The following is a 14,122-nucleotide window of genomic DNA, read 5'->3' as shown; positions in this document are numbered from 1 at the left end:
ACACCACACACCATGGATACCAAGGCCACCGGATCGAACGCCTCCCCTGTGCTGGACCGCATCGATGAAGCCATCATCGACGTGTTGCGGCACCAGGGGCGCATCACCTACGAAAAACTCTCGTCGCTGGTGCACCTGACACCCAGGCCGTGCCTGGAACGGGTGCGTAAACTGGAGCGACGCGGGGTGATCCGGGGGTATGGGGCAATCATCGATGTACAGATGGTTTCGCCGGGGTTGTCACTGCTGGTGCTGGTGGCCCTCTCCAACCAGAGCGGGCGCTCGGCGCAGAAGGCCTTCGAGGCCTGCGTCAAAGCCTGCCCGCAAGTGTTCGAATGCCAGTTGATCAGCGGGCCGTTCGACTACAGCCTGCGCATGCGCTGCCGGGACATGGAGCACTATCGGGTGCTGACGGAAACCTGGTTGAACAACGACGAATTGCACATTGATAAATTGGTGGCACATCCGGAGTTAGCGGTCGTAAAAAACACCGCGACTGAACTGGCCTGAACCTACCCCGAAACACCGAAGATCAACTGTAGGAGCTGGCTTGCCGGCGATAGCATCACCTCGGTCTAACTGAAATACCGAGCCGCCTGCATCGCTGGCAAGCCAGCTCCTACATTAACCGTGCCCGCTTGAGATTCTCTTGCCCGGCCTGGCCCCAATCATCTTCGCCTGCCCATCCCGCTGCTTGCCCGTACGCGCTTCGCTGATCAACCCCGGAATCAGCTTGCCCTCCGGCAGATTCTTCCAGAACCGGCTCGGCAAGTGCCCTTCCATCACCTTGGGATTCAACCGTGCCGGGTTAAAGATATGGCTGTAATACGTCAACCACATCGCACTGTGGGGATCCTCGACATTCTGCGCCAACGCCTGCCATTCCACCGGGCATTGCCGCTGGTGAATCAACTGCTCCCCATCGTAATAAACCCCATCCAGCGGTGTAGCGATCATCCAGCGATGGCGCCCCATGCGCCCGACAAAATGCTGACTGGCCACCTTCAAGATATCGTGAGCCGGCTCATGCCAGGCCACATACTCCGGCAACTCCATCCCCGCCCCCGCCGGCAATGCGATAAACCGCACAAACGCATGCAGGTGATGGGCCTCGCGCTGCACCTGCTTGATCCGCCGCTGCAACTCGCTGCCCAGCTTGTCACCCGACATCATCGCCGTGCGATCACCATGGCTCACGCGCCATAACACCTCATACAGCAGGCTCCAGCGCTGCTCACCGTGATAACACGCGGCAGACTCCAGCAGCTCCAGCAGCGCCTTGGGAATCCGCGCCTGGAACGGCCCGCACTCGGCCGGGTACTGCTCGTCGGTGGCAAACAGGTCCGCCACCTCGGCCATGCCCCAACTCACATGGCTTGGGTCAATCTGATGGCTGAGCAACCAGCGCGCCTGTTCGCGCCAAGTGCTGAAAAGGTTGTCGCACTCCAGGCTGATCATCCCCAAAGCCCCATCTGCTGCGGCTGCGGGCGATCCCGCAGTTGCTCACGCAGCAGCACGCTGGTGCTTTCCGCCTGCTGCGGGTGGTAGTCGCTGGTGATGAAAAACGGCTTGGCCTTGGTCAGCACACAACGCATGCGCGCCAGGTCTTCGAAGCGGATCTTGCGCTGGCGGCGCAGGTCCACCAGCCGCTGGGTGGTGCGCAGGCCGATCCCGGGAATACGCGCAATCAGCGTCGCCTCGGCGCGGTTCAGGTCCAGCGGGAACACCTCGCGGTGCTCCAGAGCCCAGGCCAGTTTCGGGTCGATATCCAGGGCCAGGTCACCTGGCCCTTCGAACAGTTCATTGGCGCTGAACCCGTAGCTGCGCAGCAGGAAGTCCGCCTGGTACAAGCGGTGCTCGCGCATCAACGGTGGCGCGGCCAGGGGCACGCTTTTCGGGCTGTTGGGAATCGGGCTGAACGCCGAGTAATACACCCGGCGCAACTTGAAGTTGCCGTACAACGCCTCGGCGCTGTGGAGGATGGTGCTGTCGTCGGTGTCATCGGCGCCGACGATCATCTGCGTGCTCTGCCCCGCCGGCGCAAAACGTGGTGCGCGGGGTTCGTTGAGTACGGTCTGTTCACCGGTGTAGATGGTTTGCATCGCCTGTTTGATCGAGAAAATCTGCTTCTCGGGCGCCAGGATCTGCAGGCTCTTGTCGGTCGGCAACTCGATGTTCACGCTCAGGCGATCGGCATAGCGCCCCGCCTCGGCAATCAGCGCCGGGTCAGCTTCGGGAATGGTCTTGAGGTGGATATAGCCGCGAAAGTCATGCTCTTCGCGCAGCAGTTTGGCCACCCGCACCAACTGCTCCATGGTGTAGTCGGCCGAACGGATGATGCCGGAGCTGAGAAACAGCCCGCTGACGCAGTTGCGCCGGTAGAAATCGAGGGTCAGGGTCACCACCTCCTCCGGGCTGAAGCGTGCACGGGGCACGTCGCTGGAGCGGCGGTTGACGCAGTATTGGCAGTCGTAGAGGCAGAAGTTGGTCAGCAATACCTTGAGCAAGGATACGCAGCGACCGTCGGGCGTGTAGCTGTGGCAGATGCCCATGCCATCGGTGGAACCCAGCCCCGCCTTGCCCTCCGAGCTGCGCTTGGGCGCGCCGCTGCTGGCGCAGGACGCGTCGTACTTGGCGGCGTCGGCGAGGATGCTGAGCTTTTCGATCAACTGCATGGGGCTTCTACCGATACTGGTTTTTTGTACAGTATCAGCAGCTGCGCGCCAATTCCAGTGCCGTCTGTAGGAGCGAGCTTGCTCGCGAAAAACCTGAGAGCGCCGCGTTGAATCAGGATGCCAGCGTTATCGTTGGCGACCTTCGCGAGCAAGCTCGCTCCTACAGTGGGCAGTGGGCGGTCCTCAGCTAGCGGTCGCCAGTAAGAGGTCCTGCACCGAACGGCTCTTGCCGCGGTTGCGGTCGTGCTCGTACAGCGACGCGGCAATTTCGTCGGCACGGATCGGCAGGATCGACAGCAAGGTGTCGCTCAAACCATGGCTGGCCTGGCTGAAGCCCTGCATGTAGATGCCGGCCTTGCAGCGCTCGTCGGTGACGATGCGATAGTCGCGGCTGACTTCGAAGTCGCCCATATAGTCGGCCAACGGCGCCAGCAACTGACGGTGCATCTGGCGTTCGTAACCGGTGGCCAGCACCACGGCGTCGTAGTGGTTGAGGCTGGTCTCGCCAGTGGCGTTGTTGCGCAACGCCAACTCGACGCCCAGCGGCCCGGCCGTGGCTTTTTCCACGGTGGTCAGGGTGCGGAACGCGTGACGGGCAATGCCGGAGACTTTCTGGCGGTAGAAGATCCCGTAGATGCGCTCGATCAAGTCCAGGTCCACCACCGAATAGTTGGTGTTGTGGTACTCGTTGACCAGGCGCTCGCGCTCGCTGCCGTTCTGTTGGAACACCAGGTCGGTGAATTCCGGCGAGAACACTTCGTTGACGAACGGGCTGTCGTCCGCAGGCTTGAGGGCCGAGCCACGCAGGATCATGTCCACCTGCACCGACGGGAAGCTGTCGTTCAGATCAATGAAGGCCTCGGCCGCGCTCTGGCCGCCACCGATGATCGCAATGCGCATCGGCTTGCCGTCCACACACGGCTGCTGGGCCATGCGCTCCAGGTACTGGGAATGATGGAACACCCGCCCATCCTCCTTGAGCGCCTTGAAGGACTCGGGAATACGCGGCGTGCCGCCGGCGCTGACCACCACCGAACGGGTGGTGCGCACATGCTGCTCGCCCTGCCCATCCCGGGAAATCACCCGCAGCGCCTCGACCTGCTGCTGATGCAGGATCGGCTCGATGGCCAGCACTTCCTCACCATAACGGCTCTGCGCCTGGAACTGCCCGGAAACCCAGCGCAGGTAGTCGTTGTACTCCATGCGGCACGGATAGAAGGTACCCAGGTTGATGAAATCCACCAGGCGGCCGTGGGCTTTCAGGTAATTGACGAAGGAATACGGGCTGGTGGGGTTGCGCAGGGTCACCAGGTCCTTGAGGAAGGAAATCTGCAATTCGCTCTGGGTCACCAGGGTGTTGCCATGCCAGCGGTAGTCGGCCTGCTTGTCGAGAAACAGCACGTCCAGCTTGCCCTGGGCTTTCTCGCGTTCCTGCAGGGCGATGGCCAGCGCCAGGTTCGAGGGGCCGAACCCGATACCGATCAGGTCGTGAACGGCGGGCGATGCAATTGCCTGTGTCATTCCAGTGTCCTCTGGATAAGCCCCGTGGCAGTGGGGCGGGAAAGCCTCAGAGACCTGAAGGCACAGCAACAGGTCGTGTGTTGATAGGAGACGAGGACAATGAAAAAAAATTTAGCTGGCGCTGGAATCAGTGCGCATCCCACTCACGCATGCGCGCTCGGCAATGCTTCATGGCATTGACGATGTGTTTTTCCACCAGCGCGCGGGAAATACCAAGGCGCCCGGCGATTTGCAGGTGGGACAGGCCGTCGAGCTTGCGCAGCAGGAAACTGTCACGGCAGAGCGGCGGCAACTCGGCCAGCGCGCGCTCAAGCATTTCCAGGCGCTGGCCGTGGTCCAGGCAGTGATGGGGCGAAGACAGCGAAAAACGCTCCTCGCTGTCGAGTACTTCCAGGGGTTCATCCTGGCGCAGGGCGTTGCGTCGATGACCGTCGATCACCAGGTTCAGCGCCGTGCGATAGAGAAACGCCCGGGGCTGCTCGATCGGGACCTCGCTGGCACGCCCCAGCACCCGCACATAAGCGTCATGCACCACATCTTCGGCCACCTGACGGTTGCCCAGCTTGGCGTTGAGGAAACACACCAGCTCGCGATAGTAGTTTTCCAACATGACTCCCGACCGCCTGGAGGCGGCATTAGGTCCTTTGAGTACGAAGATAACGGCCGATTCGGTGATGCAGCCCGATGATGGCAGTTTGAGGCACGTGTAATTTATAGTAATTCTCATCTAGTTTTAAACAAGACTTGCGTCGCCAGGCAATTATTTTGTCTGCCCACACCTGTAACCGCATATGTAATGGCCTAAATCCCGGGGCAATTTCCTCGTCTACCTGTCAGCTTCCCGCTCCTGCGGGCCGATCTTTCCTGGCTGGAACTCTGCATGAAACGTCCTCGACCTGCCCGACGCGCCCTGCTTGTGGTCGCGTGCCTGATCCCCGTCATCGCTTTAGCTGCCTGGCAGGTCCTGCCGCCGGGCCGGGACAAGCTGGCGACCGTCACCGTGACGCGTGGCGATATCGAAAGCAGCGTCACGGCCCTGGGCACTCTGCAACCCCGGCGTTATGTCGACGTGGGCGCGCAGGCGTCCGGGCAAATCCAGAAGATTCACGTAGAGGCCGGTGCCGAGGTCAAGGAAGGCCAATTGCTGGTAGAGATCGACCCTTCGACACAAAAAGCCAAGCTCGATGCCAGCCGCTATGCCATCGAAAACCTGCAGGCCCAGTTGCAGGAGCAACGGGCCCAACACGAACTGGCCCGCCAGAAGTACCAGCGCCAGCAGCGCCTGGAGGCCGGTAACGCCACCCGGGAAGAAGACGTGCAAACCGCCAAGGCCGAACTGAGTGCCACCCAGGCTCGGGTCGAGATGTTCCAGGCGCAGATTCGCCAGGCCAAGGCGAGCCTGCGCAGTGACGAGGCCGAGCTGGGGTATACGCGCATCTATGCGCCAATGAGCGGCACTGTGGTCGCCGTTGACGCCCGCGAGGGCCAGACCCTCAACGCCCAGCAACAAACCCCGCTGATTCTGAGGATCGCCAAGCTTTCGCCGATGACCGTATGGGCCGAAGTCTCGGAAGCCGATATAGGCCATGTCAAACCCGGCATGACGGCCTACTTCACCACCCTGAGCGGCGGCAGCCGACGCTGGACCAGCACCGTGCGTCAGATTTTGCCAATCCCGCCCAAGCCGCTCAACGAAACCAGCCAGGGCGGTGGCAGCCCGAGCAGCGCCAGCAAAAGCGGCACCGGGCGAGTGGTGCTTTACACGGTGCTGCTGGATGTCGACAACACCGACAACGCGTTGATGGCGGAAATGACCACCCAGGTATTCTTCGTCGCCGGCCAGGCCCGGGACACCCTGACCGCACCGGTCGCTGCCCTGCAAGGTCACGTCGGCGGCGACAAACAGATCGCCCGTGTGGTGACGAAAAACGGCAGCATCGAGCAACGCGAAATCCGCCTGGGCCTCAGCGACCGCCTGCGGGTCCAGGTGCTGGAAGGCCTGAACGAAGGCGATCACCTGCTGATCGGCCCGGCCGATGGCAGCGGAGGTTGAATGTCGACCCCACTGATCGAACTCAAGGGCATCCGCAAATCCTACGGCGGCGGCGACACGCCGCAGGTTGATGTGCTGCGCGGCATCGACCTGGCGATCCATGCCGGGGAATTCGTGGCGATTGTCGGCGCCTCCGGCTCCGGCAAATCCACGCTGATGAATATCCTCGGCTGCCTCGACCGCCCCACCGAGGGCGATTACCTGTTCGCCGGGGAAAACGTCGCCCGGCTCGACAGCGACGAACTCGCCTGGCTGCGCCGCGAGGCCTTCGGTTTCGTGTTCCAGGGCTATCACCTGATCCCATCCGGCTCGGCCCAGGAAAACGTCGAGATGCCGGCGATCTATGCCGGCATCAGCGCCGCCGAACGCCATGCCCGCGCCAAGGCCCTGCTCACGCGCCTGGGCCTGGCCGAGCGCACCGGCAACCGCCCGCACCAGCTTTCCGGCGGCCAGCAACAGCGGGTGTCGATTGCCCGGGCGTTGATGAACGGCGGGCATATCATCCTCGCCGACGAACCCACCGGCGCCCTCGACAGCCACAGCGGCGCCGAGGTCATGACCCTGCTGGACGAACTGGCCAGCCAGGGCCACGTGGTCATCCTGATCACCCACGACCGCGAAGTCGCGGCGCGGGCCAATCGCATCATCGAGATCCGCGACGGGCTGATCATCAGCGACTCTGCCGACACCAGCGAGACGCCCCCCGTGGCCATCTCGGGCGCCTTGCAAGCCGTGGACCTGCGCCAGCGCCTGGCCGATGGCGCCGAGCACAACGGCGCCTGGAAAGCCGAGCTGCTGGATGCCGTGCAAGCCGCGTGGCGGGTGATGTGGATCAACCGTTTTCGCACGGCGCTGACGCTGCTGGGGATCATCATCGGCGTGGCGTCGGTGGTGGTGATGCTGGCGGTGGGCGAAGGCAGCAAGCGCCAGGTGATGGCGCAGATGGGCGCTTTCGGCTCCAATATCCTCTACGTCAGCGGGTCGGCGCCCAACCCGCGCACACCACCCGGCGTGATCACCCTCAACGACGTGGCCGCCCTGGCGGCCCTGCCTCAGCTCAAGCGCATCATGCCGGTTAACGGCGCAGAGGCCGGCGTTCGCTTTGGCAACGTCGACCATATGGCGTATGTCGGTGGCAATGACACCAATTTCCCGGCCATTTTCAACTGGCCAGTGGTCGAGGGGAGTTACTTCACCGAGGCCGACGAGCGCGCCGGAGCCACGGTGGCAGTGATCGGCAAACGGGTACGCGACAAGCTGTTCAAGGATGTGGCCGACCCGATCGGGCAATACATCCTGATCGAAAACGTTCCATTCCAGGTGGTCGGTGTGCTCGCCGAAAAAGGCGCCAGCTCCGGCGACAAAGACAGCGACGACCGTATCGCCATCCCCTACTCTGCCGCCAGCGTGCGCTTGTTCGGCAGCTATAACCCCGAATACGTAGTGATTGCCGCCGCCGACGCGCGCAACGTGCACGACGCCGAACAGGCTATCAATCAGTTGTTGCTGCGCCTGCACAACGGCAAGCACGACTTTGAACTGACCAACAATGCCGCGATGATCCAGGCCGAGGCACGCACCCAGAATACCTTGTCACTGATGCTCGGCTCGATTGCCGCGATCTCGTTGCTGGTAGGCGGTATCGGGGTGATGAATATCATGCTGATGACCGTGCGCGAACGCACCCGGGAAATCGGCATTCGCATGGCCACCGGCGCACGGCAGCGGGACATCCTGCGCCAGTTCCTCACTGAAGCGGTGATGCTCTCGGTGGTCGGCGGCGTCACCGGCATTGGCCTCGCCCTGCTGGTGGGCGGTGTGCTGATCCTGAGCAACGTGGCCGTCGCTTTCTCGATTCCGGCCGCGTTGGGAGCCTTCTTCTGCGCCCTCGTCACCGGCGTTATCTTCGGTTTCATGCCGGCCCGCAAAGCCGCCCGACTTGACCCGGTCAAGGCCCTTACCAGTGAATGATCGCCCTATGAAAGTGCCCCTGACCCTCCTCGCCGCCAGCCTGCTGCTGGCCGCCTGCAGCACCCCCGCACCGCGTCCCGACGCAGGCATGCAAACACCGCTCGCCTGGCACAGCGCACGCGACGCAACGGCGCTGCAGGCCAACCAGCAATGGTGGACACGCTTTGACAGCCCCCAGCTCAACCAACTGATCGAACAGGCCCGCAGCGGCAGTTACGACTTGGCCAGCGCCATGGCCCGGGTGCGCCAGGCCCAGGCCAGCGCAGTGATAGCCGGCGCACCGTTGCTGCCTGAACTCACCGGCGCGCTCAATGCAAACCGCCAGAAGCTGCTGCGGGGCAAGGGCTACAGCCAGCTGGATGCCGACAGCAGCAACAAGGCCGTGGATTACTTTGATGCGCGCCTGAGCGCCACTTACGAAATTGATTTCTGGGGTGGCAAACGCGCCGCCCGGGACAGCGCCGTGGAAGAGGTGCGCGCCAGCGAATTCGACCAGGCCACCGTTGAGCTGACCCTGCTCAGCGGTGTTGCGACCAGCTATACCCAGTGGCTGTCATTGCGTGAGCAACTGCGCATCGCCCAACTCAACCTGGACAACGCCCAAAACGTGTTGAAGCTGGTGCAGACTCGCCACGATGCAGGCTCCGCCACCGCCCTGGAACTGGCCCAGCAAAAAAGCCTCGTGGCCGCACAGCAACGCCAACTGCCGCTGGCACAGCAACAGGCCGACGAGGCCTTGATAAGCCTCGCGGCACTGCTGGGCACACCGGTGCAGGACCTGCACCTGGCCCCGCAACCCTTTGCCCAATTGAACTGGCCGAGCATCGCCGCCGGTGTTCCCAGCCAACTGCTCAGCCGCCGGCCCGACATCGCCAGCGCCGAGGCCCGGCTGGCAGCAGCCCAGGCAGACGTCACCGTGGCCCGGGCAGCCATGCTGCCCACCATCACCCTCAGTGCCGACCTTGGCTCGGGCGCTGACAAGCTCGGCGACGTGTTACGCAGCCCGTTCTACAACCTCACTTCCGGGCTGGTCGCACCGATCTTCAACAATGGCCGCCTGAGCGCCGAACGGGACAAGGCCCGCGCACGCCAGGATGAGCTGCTGCAGACTTACCGAGGGGCGATCATCAATGGCTTTGCCGATGTGGAAAAAGCCCTGAGCAGCATTCGCGGGCTGGATGCACAGCGCCAATGGCAGAGCGTGGAGTTGAGTGAGGCGCAGACCGCCTTCGAGATTGCCCAGAGCCGCTATGAAGCCGGGGCGGAGGACTTGCTGACGGTGCTGGAGACGCAGCGTACGTTATATGCTGCGCAGGATTTGAATGTGCAATTGCGCCGGTCGCGGCTGAACGCAAGCATTGCGTTGTATAAGGCGCTGGGTGGCGGATGGCAGGTGCCAGGCACGATCAACTGAATGAAAGCCGGGCTTTCCCGGCCACCACCGTTGAACGGCGCCCTTTAGAGCGCCCGCTCCTTGACCTTCAAATGCCGCGCATACCAGGGACGCTTTGGCACCTTGCGAAACAGCTCGGCCAGCTTGTCCTCATCCGCCCCGAAGGTAATCCGCAGCGCCAGCTTCATGGTTTCCGGGTCCATCTCCATCGACTTGCCCATCTGCAAACCCGGCACAGTGCTGCAACCGTGGGTGTCCGGCCCCAACCAGGGGTCATCCACCTCAACCCAGCGCCCCGGCGCAAACCATGGCACGCCGTTGACCTCCAGCCGGCTCACTTCACCAGGATGAAAACGCTCATGGGCCCGAAACCAATCCTCGACCCGATCATCAATCCACCCATGAAAGTGCCAGAACACCGGGTTCACGTGGGATGAAAACGGATCACCGAGGAAGTCGTTCTGCGCCGTGTACCAGCGCGCAGCGAAGTCCGCAGGGTCACGGGCAAACGGCACGGGTGCGCCGTTGGACGGGTCCCGCGGTACCGACGCCCAGCGCATGTGCAACCAGTCATGCAGGCCCAGCTCGACTTCTGAACCGAACTGCCCCAACGTCAACTTGGCCAGGTAGCGCGGGTCGCGGTACTGCGACTCCCATACCTCAAAGTTGCTGTGGTAGGTCTCGGCCGCCTTGATATCGCTGACCCACTGGGTGTATTCGGCATCGTCACTGGCCATCCAGGTCGGCGGCAGCGCGAAGCCGTCATGGTTGTCGAAATACCGGATAAACCCTTGCCGGTCACGCTCAAGTGCAGGCTGCGGCTGGGGAAAGTACGGCCACGAGGGCAAGTCCTGCATGGACCGCGCAGTGCCCAGCATATGCCGGTGCATGAAAAAGAAATCGATGCCCGAGCCATTGCGATCCTTGTGCGGACCACGGGCGTCGCGCTCCTTGTCCCGTGGCCCGGGTTGCCAGCCAATCCCGCGCAGCGCGTTGCGCTTCTCTTCGGAGAGTTTGTGCCACTGATCACGGGAGGCGTGCCAGAGTTGGTGAAACAGGCGATGTTCGGGAGCAATCAACCAGGCCAGCAATGTCGGGTGCAGGCCGATACGCTCCCGGGCTTCGGGAAACAGCTGCTTGCTGGCGACAAAATGGTTGTCCAGCTCAAGCAACGCCAATGGCCGATCCAGGCGCAGGATTTGCCCGCTGAGGGTTCCACCACCGGCATTACCGAACTCGCCCCACACTTCATCAAGGATCATTGTGAGTTCATGGGTCGGCGCGGCGTCCGGCGCATCACGGTCGATCAACCGCACGTACAGTCGAGCGCCATTGCCAGGCGCCAGGTCACCGATCACCCGATAGCGTGGCTCTTCGTCCAAGCGCAGTTGTTCGGCGGTGTCCAGATAGCCCCGCAGGCCACGACCACGGGGAGCGACGTCGAGCAGCAGCTCCAGCCCGCTGAGCGGCAAGCCCGCAAGCCCGGCATCCCGACCCTTGAACCGCAGGCTCCAGACACCCCTCAGGCTGTTCGCCAACTGCTGGCCAGCGGTGTCCGCAAGGTCGACCGTGGCCTCGCCCGGCGTGATCGGAAACTCTTCTTCACGCGTCAACTCGCGATGGGCGTAATAGGCCGCAGGCACTACGGCGCCCGTCAGTGCCAAGCCTGCGATGAACCCTCGTCGAGAAATCGTCATTGCTTTACCTGTGTCAGCCATCAAGCAGGCTTTATCCAAGCTAGAACGTTCCCGGCAAGGGGAAATTTACCGCCAATGGCCACCCGCCTAAATTTGTCCCGCCATCACTCGTTCTTCCCTGATAGCAAAGGCCTCAACTGACTGAGATGGCAATGACAAAACCACGTTCGAAAAAGGCGCTGTACCTGGGCCTGCCGCTGGTCCTGGCCATTGGCGCAGGTGCTGGCTTCCTGGTCTGGGATCACTGGTTCAAGGGCAACGCCGGCTACCCGCTGGAGGTCATCAAGCAAGCCGATGAGTTGCAGGACCGCCTGCTGTCGTTCGACAGTCACATCACGGTGATGCTCGACTTCGGCGCCACCGGCAACGAGGCGGACAAGGACGGTGCCGGTCAGTTCGACCTGGCCAAGGCCAGCCGTGGCCGGCTGTCCGGTGCTGCACTGACGATTTTCGGCTGGCCGGAAATGTGGAACGGTCCGAATGCCCCGCACAAGCCCACCGAAGGTTTTGTCGAAGAAGCCCGACACCAACAGGAAGTCCGCTACAAGATCATCACCGGCATGGTCCGCGATTTTCCCAATCAGGTGGGCATTGCCTATACCCCGGATGACTTCCGACGCCTGCACGGCGAAGGCAAGTTTGCGGTCTTTATCAGCATGCTCAACGCCTACCCGCTGGGCAACGACCTGAACCAACTGGACCTGTGGACCGCACGCGGCATGCGTATGTTCGGCTTCAGCTACATTGGCAATAACGCCTGGGCCGATTCGTCACGCCCACTGCCGTTTTTCAATGATTCGCCCGATGCCCTCGACGGTCTCTCGGACATTGGCAAACAAGCGGTACACCGCCTCAATGACCTGGGGGTGATCATCGATGTTTCGCAAATGTCGACCAAGGCCCTGGAGCAAGTCGCCCAACTGAGTCGCACGCCGATGGTTGCCTCGCACTCGGCACCGCGCGCCTCGGTGGACATCCCGCGTAACCTCAGCGACAAGGAAATGCAACTGATCAAAAACAGCGGCGGCGTGGTCCAGGTCGTCGGTTTCTCCGCTTACCTGCGCCCGCTCAGCCAGCCCACCCAAGACAAGCTTAACGCCCTGCGTGCACGCTTTGATCTACCGCCGCTACCCAACCTGGCCATGGCCTTGATGCCTGGCGATCCGATCATCTCGGCCTGGTCCGAGCAAAAATTCGGCCAGTACGCCAGCGCCCTGTACGCGATTCTCGACGAGGAACCCAAAGCCACACTCAAGGACCTGGGCGACGCCATCGATTACACCGTGCGCAAGATCGGCATCGATCATGTCGGCATCGCTTCAGACTTTAACGAAGGCGGCGGGGTTCAGGGCTGGGAGAACGTCGGCGAGGTGCGCAATGTCACCGCCGAACTGATCCAGCGCGGCTACTCCGAAGCCGATATCGCCAAACTGTGGGGCGGTAACTTCCTGCGGGTCTGGGACCAGGTACAAAAAGCCGCCAAGCCCTTGGCCAATCGCTGAACCACCCCCAATGAATGAAGTGAATTCATGACCGACCGCCGTACGTTTCTCAAGCAGGCCGGGCTTCTCGCCGCGAGCCTGCCGCTGGGCACCGCCATCATTCCCCAGGCCCTGGCAGGCAATCCGGCGTCACCCGGCGACTCATGGGCAGGCTTTCGCCAGCTGTTCACCCAAGACCCGGACTACCTGCATTTTTCCAATTTCCTGGTGACCTCGCACCCCAAACCGGTGCGCGATGCGATTGACCGCTACCGCGCGCAGATCGACCGCAACCCCGGCCTGGCCATGGATTGGGACCTGCAGGAAACCTGGAAACGTGAAGGCCAGGTGCGCGAATGGGCCGGCCGCTACCTGAACGCCAAACCTGGCCAGATCGCCCTGACCGGCAGCACGTCCGAAGGCCTGGCGATGATCTATGGCGGAATCCAGGTGCGCCCTGACCAGGAGATCCTCACCACCGTCCACGAACATTACGCCACTGAGTACAGCCTCGACTTCCGGGTGCGCAAACAAGGCACCCAGGTGCGCAAGATCAAGCTGTTCGAGGATGCCAACCGCGTGTCCGCCGACGAAGTGCTCGGCTCGATCAAGCGCAATATCCGCCCCAACACCCGTGTACTTGGCATGACCTGGGTGCAGTCCGGCAGCGGCGTCAAATTGCCGATTGGCGAAATCGGCACGCTGGTGGACGAACACAACCGCAACCGTGACGACAAGGACCGCATCCTTTACGTGGTCGACGGCGTGCACGGCTTCGGCGTGGAAAACCTCGACTTCCCCGACATGCATTGTGATTTCTTTATCGCTGGCACTCACAAGTGGATGTTCGGCCCACGCGGCACTGGAATCGTGTGTGCCCGATCAGAGCAGAACAGCTACGTGACGCCGATGGTGCCCACCTTCTCCGAAGACAATAACTTCGCCACCATCATGACACCGGGCGGCTATCACGCCTTCGAACATCGGTGGGCGGCAGACGAGGCCTTCAAGCTGCACTTGCAACTGGGCAAGGCGCAGGTGCAGGCGCGCATTCACCAGCTCAACGACGAACTGAAAAGCCAACTGCTGGCCCACTCGCAAATCGAGCTGGTGACGCCGCGCAGCCCCGAGCTGTCGGCCGGCTTTACGTTCTTTCGGGTCAAGGGCCAGGACAGCGGCGAGGTCGCGGCGCACATGATGAAGAACCGCGTGGTGATCGATGCCGTGGACCGCGACGTGGGCCCGGTGGTGCGTACCTCTCCGGGCCTGCTCAACACATCAACCGAGATCCAGCGCTTCATGACCTTGCTCAGCCAACGGTTTTGACGCCC

General features: G+C 62.4%; 11 protein-coding genes and 1 pseudogene. 6 read left to right on the top strand and 6 right to left on the bottom strand.

Features of this window, described 5'->3' with window-relative positions; translation table 11 throughout:
* The first annotated feature begins 12 nt into the window (after positions 1 to 12).
* Entirely contained in the window at positions 13 to 510 is a 498-nt protein-coding gene (locus tag V3W39_RS19730) for an Lrp/AsnC family transcriptional regulator (RefSeq protein ID WP_177040846.1), read from the top strand.
* Positions 511 to 624: 114 nt separating this feature from the next.
* On the opposite strand, the gene V3W39_RS19725 is transcribed toward V3W39_RS19730, so the two are convergent.
* The 5 genes and pseudogenes from V3W39_RS19725 to V3W39_RS19705 form a co-directional block, all read right to left on the bottom strand.
* The gene (locus tag V3W39_RS19725; protein WP_330213163.1) at positions 625 to 1,458 is read right to left on the bottom strand and encodes a TIGR03915 family putative DNA repair protein; all 834 of its coding nucleotides are present in this window, start codon (positions 1,456 to 1,458) and stop codon (positions 625 to 627) included.
* On the bottom strand, positions 1,455 to 2,675 hold the full coding sequence (locus tag V3W39_RS19720) for a putative DNA modification/repair radical SAM protein (RefSeq protein WP_330213162.1): 1,221 nt from the start codon (positions 2,673 to 2,675) through the stop codon (positions 1,455 to 1,457). Before V3W39_RS19720 ends, V3W39_RS19725 begins: the two co-directional genes overlap by 4 nt.
* A gap of 65 nt (positions 2,676 to 2,740) precedes the next feature.
* Positions 2,741 to 2,827: pseudogene (locus V3W39_RS19715) on the bottom strand (outer membrane lipoprotein carrier protein LolA); the annotation flags it as partial.
* Positions 2,828 to 2,858: 31 nt separating this feature from the next.
* Positions 2,859 to 4,196: a lysine N(6)-hydroxylase/L-ornithine N(5)-oxygenase family protein gene (locus tag V3W39_RS19710; protein WP_259198881.1), complete on the bottom strand. Its 1,338-nt coding sequence runs from the start codon at positions 4,194 to 4,196 to the stop codon at positions 2,859 to 2,861.
* A gap of 127 nt (positions 4,197 to 4,323) precedes the next feature.
* Positions 4,324 to 4,854 carry a sigma-70 family RNA polymerase sigma factor gene (locus V3W39_RS19705; protein ID WP_330213223.1) on the bottom strand — a complete coding sequence of 177 codons (531 nt, stop codon included), beginning with the start codon at positions 4,852 to 4,854 and terminating at the stop codon, positions 4,324 to 4,326.
* A gap of 222 nt (positions 4,855 to 5,076) precedes the next feature.
* On the opposite strand from V3W39_RS19705, the gene V3W39_RS19700 reads away from it, so the two are divergent.
* Genes V3W39_RS19700 through V3W39_RS19690 form a run of 3 tightly spaced genes read left to right on the top strand, consistent with a single transcriptional unit; the run spans position 5,077 to position 9,634 of the window.
* Positions 5,077 to 6,249, top strand: coding sequence for an efflux RND transporter periplasmic adaptor subunit (locus V3W39_RS19700; protein ID WP_330213161.1), 1,173 nt, complete (start codon positions 5,077 to 5,079; stop codon positions 6,247 to 6,249).
* Positions 6,250 to 8,220: a MacB family efflux pump subunit gene (locus tag V3W39_RS19695; protein WP_330213160.1), complete on the top strand. Its 1,971-nt coding sequence runs from the start codon at positions 6,250 to 6,252 to the stop codon at positions 8,218 to 8,220.
* Between the two features lie 7 nt (positions 8,221 to 8,227).
* Positions 8,228 to 9,634, top strand: coding sequence for an efflux transporter outer membrane subunit (locus V3W39_RS19690; protein WP_330213159.1), 1,407 nt, complete (start codon positions 8,228 to 8,230; stop codon positions 9,632 to 9,634).
* Positions 9,635 to 9,678: 44 nt separating this feature from the next.
* On the opposite strand, the gene pvdP is transcribed toward V3W39_RS19690, so the two are convergent.
* On the bottom strand, positions 9,679 to 11,310 hold the full coding sequence (pvdP, locus tag V3W39_RS19685) for a pyoverdine maturation tyrosinase PvdP (RefSeq protein ID WP_330213158.1): 1,632 nt from the start codon (positions 11,308 to 11,310) through the stop codon (positions 9,679 to 9,681).
* Between the two features lie 152 nt (positions 11,311 to 11,462).
* Between pvdP and pvdM the strand changes: the two genes are divergently transcribed.
* Together pvdM and pvdN are read left to right on the top strand one after the other, a co-directional pair.
* Positions 11,463 to 12,812 (top strand): pyoverdine-tailoring dipeptidase-like protein PvdM, encoded by a 1,350-nt coding sequence (pvdM, locus tag V3W39_RS19680; protein WP_294736477.1) that lies wholly within the window; start codon positions 11,463 to 11,465, stop codon positions 12,810 to 12,812.
* A gap of 27 nt (positions 12,813 to 12,839) precedes the next feature.
* Positions 12,840 to 14,117: a pyoverdine-tailoring periplasmic protein PvdN gene (gene pvdN / locus V3W39_RS19675; RefSeq protein WP_330213157.1), complete on the top strand. Its 1,278-nt coding sequence runs from the start codon at positions 12,840 to 12,842 to the stop codon at positions 14,115 to 14,117.
* The last annotated feature ends 5 nt before the right edge of the window (positions 14,118 to 14,122 follow it).

Source organism: Pseudomonas sp. Z18(2022) (assembly GCF_036346535.1).
In the GTDB taxonomy this organism is placed as follows: Bacteria; Pseudomonadota; Gammaproteobacteria; order Pseudomonadales; family Pseudomonadaceae; genus Aquipseudomonas; species Aquipseudomonas yamanorum_A.
This window is presented reverse-complemented; position numbering and strand designations above follow the sequence as displayed.